14 protein-coding genes and 1 pseudogene are annotated in these 19838 nt (G+C 51.7%); 9 read left to right on the top strand and 6 right to left on the bottom strand.

The genetic code is table 11. From position 1 onward, the window contains the following. Positions 1-34 precede the first annotated feature (34 nt). The 3 genes from GBAG_RS11025 to GBAG_RS23245 are packed head-to-tail and all read left to right on the top strand — an operon-like array spanning position 35 to position 2619. On the top strand, positions 35-1333 hold the full coding sequence (locus tag GBAG_RS11025) for a D-amino acid dehydrogenase (protein WP_034495900.1): 1299 nt from the start codon (positions 35-37) through the stop codon (positions 1331-1333). 21 nt (positions 1334-1354) lie between these two features. Then, a complete protein-coding gene (gene dadX / locus GBAG_RS11020) occupies positions 1355-2428 on the top strand; it encodes a catabolic alanine racemase DadX (protein WP_034495899.1) in 1074 nt (357 codons plus the stop codon). A gap of 32 nt (positions 2429-2460) precedes the next feature. Continuing rightward, positions 2461-2619, top strand: a complete 159-nt coding sequence (locus GBAG_RS23245; protein WP_425591300.1) for a hypothetical protein — start codon at positions 2461-2463, stop codon at positions 2617-2619. Here GBAG_RS23245 and GBAG_RS11015 read toward each other — a convergent pair. Together GBAG_RS11015 and ldcA are read right to left on the bottom strand one after the other, a co-directional pair. Further along, positions 2560-4224 (bottom strand): annotated as a pseudogene (locus tag GBAG_RS11015) (potassium/proton antiporter); the annotation flags it as partial. The gene GBAG_RS23245 and the pseudogene GBAG_RS11015 sit on opposite strands and share 60 nt — an antisense overlap. 100 nt (positions 4225-4324) lie before the next feature. After that, positions 4325-5236 carry a muramoyltetrapeptide carboxypeptidase gene (gene ldcA, locus GBAG_RS11010; RefSeq protein WP_034495897.1) on the bottom strand — a complete coding sequence of 304 codons (912 nt, stop codon included), beginning with the start codon at positions 5234-5236 and terminating at the stop codon, positions 4325-4327. A gap of 97 nt (positions 5237-5333) precedes the next feature. Between ldcA and emtA the strand changes: the two genes are divergently transcribed. Beyond that, on the top strand, positions 5334-5942 hold the full coding sequence (gene emtA / locus GBAG_RS11005) for a membrane-bound lytic murein transglycosylase EmtA (protein WP_034495896.1): 609 nt from the start codon (positions 5334-5336) through the stop codon (positions 5940-5942). Here emtA and ycgR read toward each other — a convergent pair whose 3' ends face one another. Next, positions 5943-6674 carry a flagellar brake protein YcgR gene (gene ycgR, locus GBAG_RS11000; RefSeq protein WP_034496295.1) on the bottom strand — a complete coding sequence of 244 codons (732 nt, stop codon included), beginning with the start codon at positions 6672-6674 and terminating at the stop codon, positions 5943-5945. A gap of 231 nt (positions 6675-6905) precedes the next feature. On the opposite strand from ycgR, the gene GBAG_RS10995 reads away from it, so the two are divergent. Continuing rightward, positions 6906-7157, top strand: coding sequence for a GlsB/YeaQ/YmgE family stress response membrane protein (locus GBAG_RS10995; protein WP_034495894.1), 252 nt, complete (start codon positions 6906-6908; stop codon positions 7155-7157). A 174-nt stretch (positions 7158-7331) separates the two neighbouring features. On the opposite strand, the gene ygjK is transcribed toward GBAG_RS10995, so the two are convergent. Together ygjK and ygjJ are read right to left on the bottom strand one after the other, a co-directional pair. Further along, positions 7332-9704 carry an alpha-glucosidase gene (ygjK, locus tag GBAG_RS10990; protein WP_034495892.1) on the bottom strand — a complete coding sequence of 791 codons (2373 nt, stop codon included), beginning with the start codon at positions 9702-9704 and terminating at the stop codon, positions 7332-7334. 9 nt (positions 9705-9713) lie between these two features. Further along, positions 9714-10781 (bottom strand): protein YgjJ, encoded by a 1068-nt coding sequence (gene ygjJ / locus GBAG_RS10985; RefSeq protein WP_034495891.1) that lies wholly within the window; start codon positions 10779-10781, stop codon positions 9714-9716. A gap of 333 nt (positions 10782-11114) precedes the next feature. On the opposite strand from ygjJ, the gene ebgR reads away from it, so the two are divergent. The 4 genes from ebgR (at position 11115) to GBAG_RS10965 (ending at position 17331) form a co-directional block, all read left to right on the top strand. Beyond that, a complete protein-coding gene (ebgR, locus tag GBAG_RS10980; protein WP_034495890.1) occupies positions 11115-12101 on the top strand; it encodes a transcriptional regulator EbgR in 987 nt (328 codons plus the stop codon). Between the two features lie 150 nt (positions 12102-12251). After that, positions 12252-15281, top strand: coding sequence for a beta-galactosidase subunit alpha (ebgA, locus tag GBAG_RS10975; RefSeq protein ID WP_034495889.1), 3030 nt, complete (start codon positions 12252-12254; stop codon positions 15279-15281). A 13-nt stretch (positions 15282-15294) separates the two neighbouring features. Next, positions 15295-15747, top strand: a complete 453-nt coding sequence (locus GBAG_RS10970; protein ID WP_034495887.1) for a beta-galactosidase subunit beta — start codon at positions 15295-15297, stop codon at positions 15745-15747. Between the two features lie 93 nt (positions 15748-15840). Further along, positions 15841-17331 (top strand): amino acid permease, encoded by a 1491-nt coding sequence (locus GBAG_RS10965; protein WP_034495886.1) that lies wholly within the window; start codon positions 15841-15843, stop codon positions 17329-17331. Between the two features lie 99 nt (positions 17332-17430). On the opposite strand, the gene GBAG_RS10960 is transcribed toward GBAG_RS10965, so the two are convergent. Beyond that, positions 17431-19608 carry a TonB-dependent siderophore receptor gene (locus GBAG_RS10960; protein ID WP_034495885.1) on the bottom strand — a complete coding sequence of 726 codons (2178 nt, stop codon included), beginning with the start codon at positions 19606-19608 and terminating at the stop codon, positions 17431-17433. Positions 19609-19838: the final 230 nt, after the last annotated feature.

Genomic DNA, 19838 nt, shown 5'->3' with positions numbered 1-19838 from the left:
AAGATTATTCTTTTAGCTAAATGGTGGAATGGTTATGCGTGTTGTGGTGCTGGGAAGTGGCGTAGTCGGTGTCAGCAGTGCCTGGTATTTGCGCCAGGCTGGGCATGATGTCACGGTTATCGACAGGGAAGCTGGGCCGGCAATGGAAACCAGCGCGGCGAATGCCGGGCAAATTTCGCCGGGTTATGCTGCGCCATGGGCTGCACCTGGCGTTCCGCTCAAAGCCATTAAATGGATGTTCCAGCGCCATGCGCCGCTGGCAATCAGCCTCGATGGCACACAGTTCCAGCTCAAATGGATGCTGCAAATGTTGCGTAACTGCGACATGCGCCATTACATGGAAAACAAAGGTCGCATGGTGCGTCTAGCGGAATACAGCCGTGACTGCCTGAAAGAATTGCGCCATACCACCAATATTCAGTACGAAGGACGGCAGGGCGGCACGCTCCAGTTGTTCCGCACCGCGCAGCAGTACGAAAACGCTGCCAAAGATATCGCTGTTCTCAAAGATGCAGGCGTGCCTTATCAGTTGCTTGAAGCCAGTCGTTTAGCCGAGGTCGAACCTGCCCTGGCTGATGTCGCCCATAAACTGACCGGTGGATTGCGGTTACCCAATGATGAAACGGGTGATTGCCAACTGTTTACCCAAAATCTGGCGCGTATGGCGGCAGAGGCGGGCGTTGAGTTTCGTTTCAACACGCCAGTCGATCGTTTGCTATATGAAGGGCAAAGTATTTATGGCGTGCAGTGTGGTAAAGAGGTCGTCAAAGCGGATGCTTATGTCGTCGCTTTCGGCTCTTATTCCACTGGTTTACTGAAAAATATCGTTGATATTCCTGTCTATCCGCTCAAAGGCTATTCGCTGACCATCCCGATTGCCGACGAGCAAGGCGCGCCGGTTTCGACTATTCTCGATGAAACATACAAAATTGCTATCACGCGTTTTGACCAGCGCATCCGCGTGGGCGGGATGGCAGAAATTGTTGGCTTTAACACTGAGTTGCTGCAACCGCGTCGTGAAACTCTGGAAATGGTCGTGCGTGATCTTTATCCGCGTGGTGGGCATGTGGAGCAGGCAACATTCTGGACCGGTCTACGTCCGATGACGCCAGATGGCACACCGATTGTTGGGCGCACTCCGTTCAAAAATTTGTGGCTCAATACCGGCCATGGCACGCTGGGTTGGACGATGGCCTGTGGCTCAGGCCAGATGCTCAGTGACTTAATTTCTGGAAGAACGCCCGCCATTCCCTTTGATGATCTTGCGGTGGCGCGTTACTCACCGGGTTTCAGGCCGACAGGCTCGCAGCGTCTGCACAACGCTCATAACTAAATTAAAACAAGGAGAGGACACATGTCCCGTCCGGTTGTTGCGACGCTGAACCTCAGCGCGCTGCGTAACAATTTAAACATTGTCCGCCAGGCTGCTCCCCATTCGCGTGTCTGGTCCGTCGTTAAAGCGAATGCTTATGGTCATGGAATTGAGCGTGTCTGGTCGGTATTAAGTGATACCGACGGCTTTGCAATGTTAAATATTGAAGAGGCAATTTTACTGCGTGAGCGCGGATGGAAAGGGCCGATTCTCATGCTCGAAGGTTTCTTTCACGCCGATGAATTGCCGTTGTTTGATGAGTATCGGTTAACCACCAGTTTGCACAGCAACTGGCAGGTCAAAGCCTTAGCCAGGGCCAAACTGAATGCGCCATTAGATGTGTACCTGAAGATAAACAGTGGGATGAACCGCCTGGGGTTCAGCCCTGACCGTGTTCATTCCATCTGGCAACAGTTACGCGTTATTGCTAACGTTGGGCAACTCACGCTGATGGCGCATTTTGCCGATGCAGAGCAACCCGACGGCATAGTCGAGCCGATGAAACGCATTGAGCAAGCAGCAGAAGGGCTGGATTGCCCGCGTTCTGTTTCTAACTCGGCGGCCACGTTGTGGCATCCGGAAGCGCATTTTGACTGGGTTCGTCCGGGGATCATCCTGTATGGTGCATCGCCAAGCGGCCAGTGGTGTGATGTTGCCACCAGCGGTCTGCAACCGGTCATGAGTTTGCAAAGTGAAATTATCGGTGTCCAGAATCTGAAAGCGGGCGATACGGTAGGTTATGGCAGTCGTTATCGGGCGGACACCGAACAGCGGATTGGTATCGTCGCCTGCGGTTATGCTGACGGCTATCCGCGCATTGCGCCGACAGGCACGCCAGTGCGTGTTGACGGCGTACTCACTCATATCGTTGGCGCAATTTCCATGGATATGTTGACCGTTGACCTGACCCCTTGCCCGAATGCGGGAATTGGCAGTCCGGTTGAATTGTGGGGGAATGCGGTGAAAATTGATGATGTGGCGCAGGCGGCGGGTACGGTAGGGTATGAATTAATGTGCGCTTTGGCCCCGCGCGTGCCCGTAGTTACAACATCCTAATCTTTTAACCTGGTCCAGCATTTGTAGGCCGGATAAGCGCAAGCGTCATCCGGCACAAACCTAATTTACTCCGTTTCTTCGCTTTCTACGCGCACACCGATTTTACGCACCTGGTTATCTTCTTTCTCGGCGACCGTCCAAATCATCCCGGCAAACTCCACCTGGTCACCGACAACCGGCGCGCCACCTAACATGCCGACCACAAATTCGCCCAGCGTTTGCTGGGTATCGACGTTATCATCCAGTTCCAGCCCGTAAATCGTTGCCACATCGGCAAACTGCGCACTGGCTTCGAGAATAAAGTCACCAAAGAAGCGCTGATCGAGCGCCACTGGCGGCGACTGGCTAAACATTTTACCCAGGGCGGGTAAATCACGCTCGCGGCCAATCACACACAGCACATCGCCGACTTGCAAACGGGTGCGGTCATTCGGGTGCAGCAGCGTATTGTCCCGGAACAGCGCGGCAATTCGCGTGTCTTTCGGCATTTTCAGGTCACGAAGCGACGCGCCAATACACCACTTGTCTTCACTTAACTGGTAAACAAACTGCTCCCACGGGTTTTCCGGGTGGATATCCAGACCGACGCGCGAAACCGGCCAGCCGACGGGCGGCACCACCACTTTGGCTTTTTTAGCCGCCCACCCGAGCGATGTGCCTTGCAGCAACAGCGACACCAGCACCACGAAGAACGCAACATTAAAGAACAGCCGCGCGTTCTCAAGCCCTGCCATCATCGGGAACACCGCGAGGATAATCGGCACCGCGCCGCGTAACCCAACCCAACTGATAAACACCCGCTCGCGCAGATTAAAGCCACGGAACGGAAGCAGGCCGAGGAACACAGAAAGAGGGCGCGCAAAGAAAATCATCCAGATGGACAATAACAGCGCCGGAATGGCAATCGGCAACAGATCGGTGGGATTAACCAGCAGTCCCAACACCAGGAACATGCCGATTTGTGCAAACCACGCCAGGCCGTCAAAATTTTGCAGAATGCCAAAGCGGCTGCGAATAGGGCGGTTGCCGAGCAAGAATCCGCACAGATAAACCGCCAGAATCCCGCTACCGTCTAAAGCGGTGGTGATGCCAAACACCATAATCCCGCCGCTTAATGCGAGCAGGGGATACAAACCCTGAGGCAGCGTAATACGGTTGATCATTTGCAACAGCAAATAACCACCGCCAAGGCCAAGCACAATCCCCAGACCAAACTGTTGAATGATATCCATGAGGAACATCCAGCTCAGGCCAGTTTGCCCATGCTGAATCATCTCGATGAGCGTGATGGTTAAAAACACCGCCATCGGATCGTTACTACCGGACTCAATTTCGAGCGTTGCGCCAACACGTTCGTTCAGCCCTTTACCGCCCAGCAAGGAGAACACCGCTGCCGCATCGGTCGAGCCAACGATGGCACCAATCAGCAGGCCTTCAATCAGGTTGAGGTTAAACAGCCAGGCCGCTGCCATGCCGGTTAAACCCGACGTGATCAGCACGCCTACGGTGGCAAGCGAAAGTGCGGGGCCGAGGGCGACGCGAAACGAACTGGCCTGGGTGCGCATTCCGCCATCAAGCAGAATTACTGCCAGCGCCAGGTTACTGATTAAATACGCGAAAGGATAATTATCAAACGGGATGCCACCGATTCCGTCAATCCCTGCCAACATGCCGATGGCGAGGAAGATAACCAGAATGGGGATACCAAGACGCGAGGAAAAAGAACTCAATAAGATGCTACAAGTTACCAGAACGGAACCTAAAATAAACAGACTGACTATCGCCCCTGCGTCCAAAATTATCTTTCTCCTTTGCGTGTGACTCTATTCGTGAAGCAAATTTTAACACGGAAAGCATTGATTCATTGTGCTTTCTGAGGGGCATATTCTACTTATTTTATCTCATTACTGGATGACCGCTGATGGTGAGACTCGCAGTCTGCCCGTCGTGTTGCAGTTCTCCATAAGCGCCTAATGGCAGGGTAACGGTTTCTGGTTCGTGTCCAAACGGTAAACCACGCAGCACAGGAATAGACAACCGCTGCTGCAACATTCGACACATCTCATCGAAATTATAGTCGCCGTCATAATCGCTTAAGGTTGCGCCATTGAAGCTGCCCAAAATCAGCGCTTTCTGGCGCGCTAAAATCCCGGCGTGATGAAGTTGCAACAACAATCGTTCCACACGGAAAGGATGTTCGTTGATATCTTCGACCACCAAAATACCGCCATCAATCACGCTCAGCCACGGCGAGCCAATCAGCGAAACCAGCATCGCCAGGTTACCGCCCCAAAGGGTGCCGCTCGCGGAGCACGCAGGCGTCGGGCTTTGCCAGTTCAGCGTAAATTTCGGTTCAGTAATCGCCTGCCAAAAATGCTGCCAGGTAAAACTATTGAGCTCATCTGCACCAAAATTACCGGCCAGCATAGGGCCACTAAACGTGACGGTACCGGTCTGCGACAGCAGCGCGAGTTGAATAGCCGTGAAATCGCTGTGCCCGCAGATAATCGGCGTGCGTTGGCGGAAGGCAAGTCCGAGTCGGGAATAGTCGATACGTTCGAGCAGGCGTGTGGCACCGTAGCCTCCACGCACCGCTAGAACGATGTCGCATTCTTCAGGAAGTGCAGATAAATCCTGAATATCTGCCAGTCGTTGTTCGTCCGTTCCGGCAAAACGCTGAAAACGCCGCGGTACCACAGATTGGTTTTCTACCCGATGGCCCGAGGCTTTCAGGCGCTCGATACCGCGAGCCGCGGCGGCCTGATTAACACAGAAACCTGAAGGGGCAATTAAACGAATCGTCGACATGGCATTTCCTTGCTGAAAGTGAATTGGTTATCATGCCGCTTGAAACGGGTGTTGTCACCCGCCTGACGGCGATGAATATTAGTAAAGGATAATACGTGTGAATATAAGATGGCTGATTGTGTTGGTTCTGTTTATAGCTGGCTGTTCCAGCCACTCCACAAAACAACCCGAGTGGGATCCGACAAAACCGGTACAACGCGCACTAACATGGATGCCGATCACCGATCAGGCTGCAAAAGAGTGGGGCGTTAGCCCGCGAGTCGTTACCGCGATTATTGCGGTGGAGTCAGGTGGCAACCCTACGCTGGTCAGTAAGTCCAATGCGGTTGGCCTGATGCAGATTAAAGCCTCAACGGCAGGCAAAGACGTGTATCGTCATTTAGGGTGGGGCGGGCAGCCGTCAACCAGCGAGCTAAAAGACCCGGCACGTAATATCTCGATTGGGACGGCTTACTTAAGCATTCTTGAGCACGGTATTCTGGCTGGCATTGAAGATCCGCAAACGATGCAATACGCATTACTGGCGTCTTATGCCAATGGTGCGGGCGCGTTGCTGAGAACGTTTTCCTCCGATCGCAAAGATGCCATTGACGAAATCAATGATCTCAGCCCGGACGAATTTTACGAATACATAGCGAAGAACCACCCGGCACCACAGGCGCCGCGTTATTTGTATAAGGTCTCTAAGGCGTTAAACGCCATGTAATTATTTAACCCGGCCCGCTTTCTCACGAGCAGAACGTTCCAGCGCGAAAATAATACGCTGTAATTCACGTTCAACGGCCGGGTTAACATTTAGAAAGCGGAAACTCAGGCGTGGCGTGCTGACAGTTTCATTTTTACTGCCGATCACTTTTCGTTCCGAAAGCGTTATCAGTTGCATATCAAAGTGGAATTTCCCCCACTGCACTAAATCCATTTCCACCTGCGAAAAACGCATGCCCGCGCTTAATCCTTCCGGTAATGGCCCGTCAAGTAGCGCGCCCATCCCACCTAATGACAAATCACACAGTCTGAACTGGAAAGGCGAACCGTTCGGAAGCATCGCAGTGCAGTGGTAATACGGTTGCAGCGGGGCGGTGATACGGAAATATTCCCGGCGTTGCACAAACCATAACGCCTGCGGGAGTGGGGCGTGGAAAGCGGGTAAGTTCAGGTAATTCACCGCCTGCATTTTAGGCAAAATAAATTCCACCTTTGCACCTTCGGTTTCGGCGATGAACTGAATATTCGTTGCCTTTTGCGCCGCCTGGTTTTCCTGCGTCTGGCTACCAAAATCCACAATCAAACCTGAAGCTGTGACCTCAAGAATCTTGCTAATAAACTGCCCGGATGACCAACTCAACCGTATTGGTACCTGGTTTTTATGAAGATCACGTAACACGCCTAATACTGCCAGAGGACTTTGTTTCAGAAACTGCTCGTTATAGTTACTCAAGGCCAGGTCCATGTTGTGTTTTTGATAGTTGTGCAAGCAGTTATCGGCATAAAGCAAAAAAACTTAAGATAAATCTCAGAGAGTTAATAGGATAAATTCAATAACTTAGTGAGGTCAGTCACATTTTTCTAACACTTGATTATACTTAGCGTACCGACAGACAGAACCCATTGCCAAACCAATGTGGATTCTGGCTTGTTACCACACACAATAATGAAGAGGACGTTCAATATGGGTATTCTGGCCTGGATTATTTTCGGTTTGATTGCTGGTGTAATTGCAAAACTGATTATGCCTGGTAAAGATGGCGGCGGTTTCATTGTGACCTGTATTTTGGGGATCATCGGTGCGGTTGTTGGTGGATGGATTGCCACATTCCTGCATATCGGCGGCAGTGTGACGGGCTTTAATTTTCCAAGCTTCTTGGTCGCAGTGGCGGGGGCGATTATTGTGTTGATTATTTATCGCATGGTACGACGCTAACTATCCTCGTCATACTTGAAGCCGCCTCGGCGTTGGCTGCACTCACTCACCCCAGTCACTTACTCGAGTAAGCTCCTGGGGATTCCTGAGTTTGCCGCCTTGATGCAACTCCAATTATTTAGAGGATAGGTCTTAACCTATTGTGTAACGGCCCCTTTTGGGGCCGTTTTACGTTTACTGTTTTTGAGTAAAGAAATCGTTGTACAACATATAAAGGTGCGCAGCACTCCATGAGAAGTTCGGGGCTCCTTGTTGTTCGCCGTTTAGCGGATTGTAGTTTTCGCGAATAGGACCGTCGCTCGTCAGGCCATTGGCATGAGCAAAGAATCGGTTCGCCATCTCCACCGCGTCCGCTCGATATCCGTAATGCTCCATCCCTTTCAGACCAAAGTAGAACTGATCCACCCACACGCGCCCTCGCCAGTAAATATCTGCTCCAAAGGCCGGGTTGGTGAGTGCCGCCGTCCCCAATGGCACGTAGGTATTAAACTCCTTCGGGTCTTTCATGACTTTTACCACGGCATCGGCATGTGCCTGAGTTGCCGCACCGTTAAACAGCGGCGACCAGCCCTCCGGCCCTTTGCCGCGTGCGACTAACGGTTTGCCTGCGCAGCCATTTGCCAGCGGTTTATCTTCGATACGAATGTCGTAATAGAACCCGGTGATATCGTCAAACATGCAGGTGTTGATGTAATCAGCCAGTTTTTTGGCGTGCTGACTAAAGCGTTGTTCATCTTCAGACTTGCCGAGGATCTTCGCCATTTCTGCCAGATAGCTGCTGTCGCTATACATGTAGCTTGCCTGGTCCACTGACTCTTGCAGCAGCGAATAGCCAAGCAGAGTGCCATCGGGGGCGTGGTTTTCAGCAAACAGAACCTGCCAGTCTTCGCGTTTGCCGCCTTTATCCAGGTAACGTTGCAGCTGATCCGGGTCGATAAAACCGAACACGGCGGCGTCATCGCGCCCGGACTCCCACGATGCGGCAACCTGCGCAGGAATATCAATGCTGTCATATTTCCCGCTGCGCAAGACGCGGTTGTAATTATCCAGCCCCACCATTTTTTGTTCTTTATTGCCGCGTTTGACGGTAAAGATCATCTCGCCTTTGGCGGTGTTATGGGCTTTGTCGCGCGTTGCACCATATTCAGGAACCCCATTCCCGTTGTGGTCACGGTTGCGCAGCCACCAGTCGTGATAGGCCACTAAATGCGGATACATTTCTTCAAGCCAGCCTTTGTCGCCGGTGGTTTTGTACACCTCCATCACTGACCAGGCGGCAAGGCTTGGCTTGGTGTTGCGCTCGTTCCAGTTGCCACCGTCACCGCCGCGCTCCGGGCTGGTGTTATAGGCAATTAAATCCGGCACAAAACCTGCGTCCCACGGGCGAATCGGGTCGTCTTTCGGGATTTGCCAGGCAAAAACGGCACGAATATTATCTTTGGCGACGTCCGGGTTAAAATGCGCCATTGCGTACGCTTGTTTCCAGGTATCCCACGGCCAGGTCTGGTTGCCTGAGAACCAGCGCCCGGTAACTGACGGCGTCACCGAATCAAATTTCATTGCACCCGCCACGCCACGCCAGTTGCCATTGAGCGTTTCGATAGCCTTCACCGCCACGCGAGTTTGTGCCGTCGTGGCATCCGGGTTATTCAAACCCGTTTTCAAATAGCCTTCCCAGCGTTGTTCCGATGCGGTCAGATACGTTTGCGGATTATTGAGAATATCGTGAATTTTGCCCTGTTCTTTCTGCACTTCCGCCGCTGTTAACAGGTGAGAGTAGGTGGTGTAAACGGTGGTTGAGCCTTCAATATTGGCTTTGGCCACGAATCGATGTCCGTCGATTTGTGTGCGCATTGGCAAGGTTTTATGGATTTGATATTGCGACTCCCCGGAAGTCATCAGGTTAGATGGCGCTCGCACTTTGCCAAACGTCACATTCAGGCCATCCGGCGTGGCATGCAGCACACGGTTATAATCCGGGAAGGCCTGGGTAATGGTTTCAGTGGACTTTGGTTTTTGCTCCTGAAGATGATATTTCTCGAGCAATTCACCGTCCCAAACCAGCTCCAGCGGTGCGTCGGTGGTGATTTCTGTTGCCAGCAATGACGTGCGCGATGTGACAAACCGCAGCGTCATTTTTACCATGACGCCAGGGGCGGTCAGCGTCTGAATCAGAGCGCCTGGAATGCTGTACGCCTGCAGGGTAAACGCCACTTTTTGGCCGTTTTTATACACGCTCATACGGTCAAAATTATTCGCCATAAAGTTGATATATTCTTCGGTCAGCAGTGCCGGGCCGGGGAATCCCCCCATGGCTTCACTGTTGGCTGGCAGCAAATGCCCGTGCCAGGCACCGTCATCAAAGAGCGGATTAAACCGCTGATGTTCATCAAAATCGTAATCGAGCATCGCCTGCGGTGCGCCGGTGCGGTCGATAACATTGCGGAACTGACTGGCTTGTAACGCCTGGGTATCGTGATGTGGAGCTTTACACCCAGCAACAACCAGCAGGGCGGCAATCGGGGCAAGACGGAAGAGGGGATTCATGTTGTATCCTTACCAGTAAAAATATTGCATGACGAAGACCGAATTGCTGGCCTCGGTGGTGTCGTTATCAAGATAAAAACGGCTGTCCAGCGCGGTGGCGAGTTTCCCGCCAAAATACTCATACCAGATACCAAACTGTGCATAGGAGGTCGTTTGGTCATCGGCGTTATCCAGTTCGTGTTTGGCGTAACTGTATGCGGTAGAAAGATAAAAGCCTTTAGCGGGTTCAATCATGCCACTCATCATCATGCCGCTTTCGCTCCCCGGATTGTAACCATCACCTTTACCGGTGTGATGCCAGGCGCGTCCTGCAAGGTGTTTACCCTGCAAGCCAATCAGATAAAGTTGCCCGGTACCATCGGTGACTTCCAGCCCGTTGAGCAGGGTTAAACCTTCCTGAATATCGTATTGAAGATAGCCGTTGATCATAGCCCGATACGTGTACTTATCTGAATAGCGGTCATATTTTCCAAAATGCAGCCACGCCTTGCTTTCATCGACACGGCTTTCCGGTGCAGAAGTGACACTGTAACGTAATTTGCCCGTCAGGTTTTGCAACTTGGCGGCGTAGGTTAAATCGCGGGTGTTTGGGATGACGTAGCCGTATTCTGGGGTGAAATCGCCCCACCATTGCAAATCGTCCAGCGACGAATCGTTACGCCCACTTAAAATCAATTCGGTGCCTTTGTCGGTGCGGTAGCCGCCATAAAAACGGTTGATACCGCCTTCAAAACCGCCCCAGCTATGGTCGGGAACCCAGGCGTTGCCTTGATGGTCAGCTTGCACCGTCCAGCCTTCGCCATACAACAACCCGAACCAGTTACCGTGTTTGACTTCAAGGCCGCCTTCGATGTAAGTGCCGTCACTGTATTTGTGTTTGTCGTCGCCATTGAGATAAACGCTGCCCCCTAAACCCATTTCACCATAAAAGCGAAATGTCGTTTTAGCGTTGTCTTCCGCAAGTGCAGGGGGGGCTGGAGTTTGCCGTTCAGCCGGAACAACGGCTTCAGCGGCGTGTAAACTCCCTAACGGGGCCAGCAGTAACACCAGCGGTATTGCGGATAAAATCCTTGCCATGAAAGCCATTCCTTGTCGTTTTTGCTGTTATCAGTCAGCGGAATGGTCGTTATGTTAGTTAATATTTTACTAAAAAATATACTTAGATTGATAAACCGATAACTGCGTCACAACTTCAAATTGCGACTACGCAGGTTAAACGCAGGGGTATACAGAGACTCGCGATGACATTAATCTATACCCGTCATACTTCAAGCTGCATCATTGTTGGCTACGCTCGCACACCCAGGTCACTTAGTTTACTAAGCTCCCAGGGACTCGCTCTCTTGCCGCCGCGATGCAACTCGAATTATTCTGGGTATATTGTTTTCATCGCATGATTATTAGGATGTTATGGCTACTTTGAAGGAAATCGCGCAAGCGGCTCAGGTGTCTGTCGCCACGGTTTCACGCGTGCTCAATGACGATCCCACGTTGAGCGTGAAAAGCCAGACTCGTCAGAAAATCCTCGAAGCCGCAGAACGGCTGGAATATAAAGTTCCGAGCGCAAAACGCCAGGCCAGTCAGCGCCTGACGTTCGCAGCCCTCTATACCCACGGGCAAGAGTTAGAAATTAACGATCCCTATTATCTGGCGATGCGCTATGGCATTGAAACTCAATGTGAAAAATTGGGTATCACCCTGGTATCTTGCTATGACTTTAAAGGCGACCGTGCGTTGGCGTCCGCGGATGGTTTACTGATAATTGGTAAACCTCAGCCAGCCGCTCAGGCGCTGCTCGAGCAGCAGGAACTGCCGCTGGTTTATCTTGATGGGATCACCAGCGATCCGCGCTTTGACTGCGTGAGTGTGGATTTAGCCAAAATCAGCCAGAAAGTCATCGACTACTTTATTTCCCGGGGCTATCAGCGTATCGGTTTTATTGGCGGGCGCGATGACCTTGACTATGCCGATCAACGTGAGCTGGCGTTTGTGGAATACGGTCGCCGCAAGAAAGTGGTAAAGGCAGAAGATGTCTATTTTGGCGATTTTAGTAGCCAGGCCGGCTATCAGTGTGCGCTGAAAATGCTTTCCACATCAGATGATTACCCACCGGCGCTGTTTGTAGCGACCGATTCCATCGCGATTGGCGTCTTACGTGCGCTACATGAGCACGGTGTGAAAGTACCCGAGCAAATGGCGCTGATTAGCGTCAACGATATTCCTACCGCGCGTTTTGTTTACCCGGCGCTTTCTACCGTGCGCATTCATTCTGAAACCATCGGCGCGCAGGCGGTTAACCTGCTGATGGAGCGCATTCGTGATGAACGAACCATTCCTCTTTCGGTCTTTGTTCCCAGTTCGTTACAGTTGCGCGACACCACCACTCCATCTGAATAAAATCAATAAATAATAGAAAATCGTCCTGATCCCGGTGAAAACGACCAGGGCGATTTATTGTGATCCCCTCGTCATTTAGTAAACTTTAATTTTTAGTTTTAGTAAATATTTACTATTGTTTTCCCAGACGCACGTAAAGAGGATGTAAGCGTGAAGAACTGGGAAAACATAGATAAACAATCTGAGAACCGACTGCCAGCTCGCGCCTGGTTCCATAGCTACAAAAGCGTTGAACAGGCCAAAGAACTTAACCGCGCTTCAAGCCAGGGGTTTATGTTGCTCAGTGGCAAGTGGGCCTTTAACTACTTCGATCACCCTGAAAAAGTCCCCGCTGAATTTTACCGTGAGCCGATGAAAACCTGGGGCGAAATCACCGTTCCGGGGATGTGGCAAATGGAAGGCCACGGCAATCTGCAATATACCGACGAAGGATATCCCTTCCCGATTGATGTCCCGCACGTCCCGACCAACAACCCTACCGGGGCATATCAGCGCGAATTCACGCTACCAGCCGACTGGCTGCAACGCCAAATCATCATCAAATTCGATGGTGTAGAAACCTATTTTGAAGTTTATCTGAATGGTCACTATGTCGGGTTCAGCAAAGGTAGCCGCCTGAGTGCCGAGTTTGACCTCAGCCCTTATGCCCACGCAGGCGCAAATTTACTGAGCGTGCGGGTGATGCAATGGGCCGATTCTACCTATATCGAAGATCAGGATATGTGGTGGATGGCGGGAATCTTCCGCGACGTTTATCTGATAGGCCAACCACTCGTTCAATTGCAAGACTTCACCGTGGCCACTGAGTTTGATGAAAACTACTGTGATGCCGAACTTCAGATCTCTTGCGTGCTACACAACAACACCGCAACGGCGGCGGCAGGCTATCAGCTTCACGCACAACTTTTTGACGGCGAGAAATGTGTGGCGCAGCAAAACCATGCTGCGCTGACCGTACAACGTGAAGCGTCATGCCAGTTTGTCATGCCCGTCCAACAGCCAAAACAGTGGAACGCCGAACATCCCAATCTCTATTTGTTGCTGTTAACCCTGCGCGATCCCCAGGGCGACATTGTCGAAGTGGTGCCGCAGCAGGTTGGGTTCCGCGATATTAAAGTCCGCGATGGCCTGTTTTATGTAAACGGTCGCTACCTGAAATTACATGGCGTAAACCGCCACGATCACGACCACAAAAAAGGGCGCGCCGTGGATATGGCGCGTGTTGAGCGCGACATCATTCTGATGAAGCAGCACAACATTAACTCCGTTCGCACCGCCCATTATCCGAACGACCCGCGTTTTTACGCGCTATGCGACCAGTACGGTCTATTTGTGATGGCGGAAACTGACCTCGAAAGCCATGGTTTTGCCAACGTCGGCAACATCAGCCGGATTACCGACGACCCTGCGTGGGAGCACGCTTATGTCGAACGTATTGAACGCCACGTTCAGGCGCAGAAAAACCATCCGTCAATCATCATCTGGTCATTGGGTAACGAGTCGGGTTACGGCTGTAATATTCGTGCCATGGCGGCGCGCTGCAAGCAACTCGACCCCACGCGTCTGGTGCATTACGAAGAAGACCGCGATGCCGAAGTGGTGGACGTGATCAGCACCATGTATTCCCGTGTTTCTATGATGAATGCCTTCGGTGAATATCCGCATCCAAAACCGCGCATTATCTGCGAATACGCCCATGCGATGGGCAACGGGCCGGGCGGACTGGCGCAATATCAGGCGGTGTTTAACCAGCATAAATCTTTGCAAGGGCATTACATCTGGGAGTGGTGCGACCACGGTTTACTGGTGCATGACGAACAAGGTCGCGAGCGTTACCAGTACGGTGGCGATTATGGCGATTACCCGAACAACTATAACTTCTGCATGGATGGTCTGATTTACCCCGATCAGCGTCCTGGGCCGGGTTTGCGCGAATACAAACAAGTGCTTTGCCCGGTAGACATTCTTGAGACTGCGCAGGCCGACGTTTTGCAGGTGGAAAACCGCTACTGGTATAGCACGCTGGGTGATATTGAATTCCGTGTGGCTTATCAGGTTGACGGCAAAATCCTCGCGCAACAAACGCTGGCACTGCCGCATTTGCTGCCGGGCGAGTCCGAAGCGTTACCGCTAACGCCGCCAGAATTGCCGGCGGGTGAAGTGTTCATCAACGTTGAAATCGTGAAACGCAGCGCTACACCTTACAGCGAAGCGATGCATCCGCTCGGTCATTTCCAGGTTTTACGCCAGCCAGCGGCAGAACGTGAACCGCTGCCGGTGGAGAAATCCGACGCACTTCAAAGTGAAACCCTGCAACATCAACAGGTGATTCGCGGCCAGGGCTTTTCTCTGACTTTCTGCCGCCTGAGCGGCGAGCTGACATCATGGTTAGTCGACGGCGAAGAAATTGTTGGGCGTGCTCCGCATCTGACTTTCTTTAAGCCGACGATTGATAACCACAAGCAGGAATTTGAAGGGTTGTGGCAGCCGTATCACGTCCATCTGATGCAGCATAACTTCCGCGAAATGCGCCACTTCTCTCAGGGTGATGATCAGGTGATTGAAATTGACAGCACCATTGCACCGCCGGTGTTTGATTTCGGTATGCGCTGCACTTATCAGTGGCGAATTACACCTTCAGGCCACGTCACGCTGAATTTATCCGGCCAGCCGTATGGCAGCTATCAGGCCATTATTCCCAAAATAGGTCTCGATTTTGGCATCAGCAAACGCTTTAAGCAGGTGGAATATTACGGACGCGGGCCGGGTGAAAACTATGCCGATAGCTGCCAGAGCAACCTGATTGGTCGTTATCGCCAGCCCGTTGAAAGCCTGTTTGAAAACTACCCGTTCCCGCAAGACAACGGTAATCGACAAGACGTGCGCTGGCTGAGCGTGGAAGATGAAAAGGGCAACGGAATTTTCATTCAGCCGCGCAGGCCGATTAACTTCAGCCTCTGGCCGTATAGCGCAGAAATGCTGCAACAGGCGCAACACATCAACGAACTGGAAGCGAGTGATTACCTGACGCTCAACCTTGACGACCAAATCCTCGGCCTGGGTTCCAACTCCTGGGGTTCCGAAGTGCTGGACTCGTTCCGGGTGTATCTCAAAACATTCGAATACGGTTTCACTATGGTGCCATTCCGTAAATCACAAACCGATTGCGCACATTCCTGATGAGGCAAGCAACATGATTATTTTAAATACCTTAGATGAATTTAAGAGCGTTTATCGGGTGGGCAAAAAATGGCAACGCTGTATCGAGGCTATCAATAACCTTAATAACATTAAGCCAAATGTTTTTTATTCGATTGGTGACTCGCTGGTTTATCGCCTTGCCGAAGGTAATGCACACAACGGGGAATTATTTGAAGGCAACCGCCGCTATTTCGATGTGCATTATTACCTTAGCGGGCACGAGTCCATTGAGGTTGCGGATAAAAGCGCCTTGATGCCTGAGATGGCTTATCGCGATGAAAGTGACCGCGAGTTTTTCAGCGGGCAGGGCGTGCGGCATGAACTCAAGGCTGGCAACGTCATCATCTGTGAAAACCACCAGGCACACCGGTTCTCGCAGGGTAAAGACGTCAAGAAAGTGATCTTAAAAGTCACCGTTGAGGAAACGTATTTCTTAAACAAATAAGGTGCGGACGTAACACAAATGTCGGATGGCGCTTGCGCTAATCCGACCTACGAAAAGCACTAATTAAAGTATCCTACACAATGTGGAGTTCTCATGGCTTCAACAAACAGAAACACGATTGGCAAGTTCGGATTATTAGCCATGACGTTTGCGGCGGTATTTAGCTTCAACAACGTTATTAATAATAATATCCAACTCGGCATTGCCTCCGCGCCGGTTTTCCTGGTGGCAACGCTGATTTACTTTATTCCATTCTGTTTAATTATTGCGGAATTTGTCTCACTCAACCGTAATTCAGAAGCAGGCGTTTATGCATGGGTAAAAAGTGCACTCGGTGGACGCTGGGCGTTTATCACCGCTTACACTTACTGGTTTGTGAACCTGTTTTTCTTCACGGCATTATTGCCAAGGGTTATTGCTTACGCGTCCTATGCGTTCCTCGGTTATGACTATATTTTCACGCCATTAACCACGGCCATAATTTCTATCTGCCTGTTTGCTTTCTCGACCTGGATTTCTAACCATGGCGCGAAATTGCTTGGGCCGATGACATCAGTCACTTCCACATTGATGTTATTGCTAACTTTCTCTTACATCATTCTGGCGGGTGCGGCAGTTATCGGTGGAGTGGAACCGGCTGACCCTATCAGCGTTGAAGCGATTACGCCGCAGTTTAGCTGGGCATTCTTAGGGATTATCGCGTGGATATTCCAGGCTGCGGGTGGTGCGGAATCCGTGGCGGTTTACGTTAACGACGTCAAAGGTGGTAGCAAGGCATTTGTTAAAGTCATTATCCTGTCGGGCTTGTTTATCGGCGGCCTGTATACCATTTCCTCCTTGCTGATTAACGTCTTTGTGCATAAAGCTGATTTGCACTACACCGGCGGTACGGTGCAGGTGTTTGAGGGGCTGGCGCGTCATTTCGGCCTGCCAACTACGGTGATGAATCGCTTCGTCGGGATTGTTTCCTTTACTGCGATGTTTGGCTCGTTGCTGATGTGGACGGCGGCGCCGGTGAAAATCTTCTTTACCGAAATCCCTAAAGGTATTTTTGGTGAGAAAACCGTGCGCCTGAACCAGCATGGCGTGCCAACGCGCGCAGCCTGGATTCAGTTCTTAATCGTGATTCCGCTGATGCTTATCCCAACCGTAGGCTCCGGTAGCGTGCAGGAATTGATGAACACGCTGATTAACATGACCGCTGCGGCTTCCATGTTGCCACCGCTGTTTATCATGCTGGCGTACCTGAACTTGCGCCTGAAGTACGACGAAGTGAATCGTGACTTCCGCATGGGGTCGCGGATGCAAGGTATTGCCATTGTCAGCGTGCTGATTGTCATTTTCACCGTCGGGTTTATCGCTTCGACCTTCCCAACCGGGGCGAGCATCATGACCATCGTGTTTTATAACGTGGGCGGGCTGGTGATCTTCCTCGGCTACGCGTGGTGGAAATACAATAAATACGAGAAGACGCTGGATAAAGCCGGGCGTTATGAAGCGGATACACCGCTGGCGAAGATTGCGCTGGAGCAGCAGGGCGGCGCAAAGACGGAAGTGAATATTGCCAGAAGTGTGAATTTGTAGAAGGTCAAATAAATGGCGGATGACGCTGCGCTTATCCGCCCTACAACACCGTGCCGTAGGTCGGATAAGCGCAGCGTCATCCGACACCCGATTTACAGATTAAAAATCATATCCCACGGTCGCAATTACAGAGCGCTCGGCCCCCCAGTAGCAGTAACCCGTTCCATAACAGCCCGCAACGTAATCACGGCCTGTCAGGTTGGTGGCATTCACCTGCACGAACGCCCCTTTCAGCGAAGGAGTCCACGCGCCCATATCTGCACGAACCATCGCATCCATCAGGGTGGCAGAAGGCACACGCAGGGTGTTTTCGTTATCCGCCCATTGCTTGCCGATATAACGCACACCCGCACCGAGGCTGATACCAAAATCAGCTTTGAACATTCCCCACAGGCTGGCCATCTGGTCAGGCGTCACATATGGCGTGTTGCCATCGTTACCGTCAATCGCATCTTTGAAGCGCACTTTATTGTAAGTGTACCCGGCGATGGTTGAGAAACGCTGCGTCCACTGGGAATGCGCTTCCAGCTCAACACCTTGCGAGTGAACTTTGCCCGCAGGTTCGTAGTAGCTGCCCTGCACGACACGGTTGCCAACATCTTTCTGCGTCAGATCATACAGCGCCACGGTATACATATCTGCGGTGCCCACCGGCTGATATTTCACGCCCGCTTCATACTGCTCGGCAGTGGTAGGTTTCAGCAATTTGCCATCGGCACCCGGCAGAACCTGCGGGGTAATGGCCTGGCTGTAGCTGATATACGGCGAAACACCGTTGGTGAAGGCATAGAGTAATGATGCCCGGCCACTGAAATGGTCATCGGTACGGTTATCCGTCACGTCGCTATCAATGGCTTCTGCCACAATATGGCTCTTCGTCACGATATGGTCGTAACGACCAGACAGCGTCATATGCCACTGATTCCACTTCATATCATCCTGCAAATAAACGCCGGTCTGTTCGTACTGGCGCTTGCCTGCTTTGGTCAGCAAACCCTGGTTGATGGTGGAATAAGTCGGGTCACGCGGGTCGTAATAGTAGAAACCGCCAGGGCCGCCGGACTCGCCGGTCCATGGGTTGATATTGGTGGTATATGCGGAATCATCAGACAGGTTATTGGTGTATTTATGGAACTCACCGCCGAGCACCACTTTATGATCCAGCTCGCCAGTGGCGAAATCTGCTTCCAGTTGGTTATCAATGGCATAAGCATCAAGAGAAGAGGTTTCGCCGCTGTAATAACGCATCAGTTCGTCATGCTGCGCATCAGCCCAGCCAATCTGATAAGCCTGTTTCAGCCCAACGTTGGAATGGGTGTAACTGGCGTTTGAGCGGAATGCCCACACCTCATCGAATTTATGCGCAAACTCATAGCTGTAAATCTGCTGGTGACGTTTGAACTCGTCATTACCCGGCTCGACGTCAGAGAAGCCGGTGCTGATTTTGCGGCCTGTCGAAGAATAAATACTGCCGTCTGCCGGAACCGAACCGTGGAAACCGCCTGAAGGATCTTTTTCCAGATACGCACGCATCACCAGCGAAGTATTTTCGTCCGGCTGCCAGAGCAGGGACGGGGAGATGGCGTAGCGTTCATCACGGGTATTTTCATATTGGGTATCGGTATTTTTGGTCATCCCGATAATGCGATACGCCCATTCGTCGTTGATCGCATTGGTGTAATCAAACGCAGTGCCGTTGGTGCTGTTATTGCCGTACATCGCGCGAACGTGGCCTTCTTCGATAAACTGCGGTCGCTTCGAGGTTTCCATCACCAGGCCGCCAGGAATAGTCTGTCCGTAAAGCGCAGAAGAAGGCCCTTTGATAACATCAATGCGTTCGAGGAACCACGGGTCAACCTGAACCACGTTGTAGCTGCCGGCGTCGCTCATCAGGCGCAGGCCATCAAGGAAAATGTTATTCACATCACCGCCGTGGAAACCGCGCAGGGCAACGGTGTCATAACGTGTTGCGCCACCCGCAAAGCCGGTGAACACGCCAGGCGTGTAATTCAGTGCGCTGTTAACCGATAACGCGCCCTGGTCGTCCATTTGCTGACGCGTAATCACTGAAACCGACTGAGCGGTGGTGATGATTGGCTCATCAGTTTTGGTCGCACCTTTGCTCACCGGCGAGGTATAGCCTTCCGTCGCGCTGGTGGAAGTAGGCGCAGGTGCTGCGGTCACGACGACGGTATCTTCCGCCACGACGTAAGTCGGCGCAGACAAAGCAAGCGCGCAAAGTAAAGCGGAGCGCTTTACGGTAAATGCCAGTTTCATGAAGTGTAATCCCTGAAGCCAAAATGTAATTGCTTGTAATAATGGAATGCGAATTATTATCGTTATTGTTTGCGGTTTCAAGTGCAGATATTGGCAGGGAGGAAATGAAAGACCATGAAAAGAAAGGGGAATGGGGAGGGGGGAGAGTCCTCTCCTGTGGTCTCTCTCTTATACGCAACGTTGAGGGTAGGTTTCTGCCGATACGGAGAAAGTTCCGTTCACTAAACGTT

This window comes from Buttiauxella agrestis ATCC 33320, assembly GCF_000735355.1.
In the GTDB taxonomy this organism is placed as follows: domain Bacteria; phylum Pseudomonadota; class Gammaproteobacteria; order Enterobacterales; family Enterobacteriaceae; genus Buttiauxella; species Buttiauxella agrestis.
This window is presented reverse-complemented; position numbering and strand designations above follow the sequence as displayed.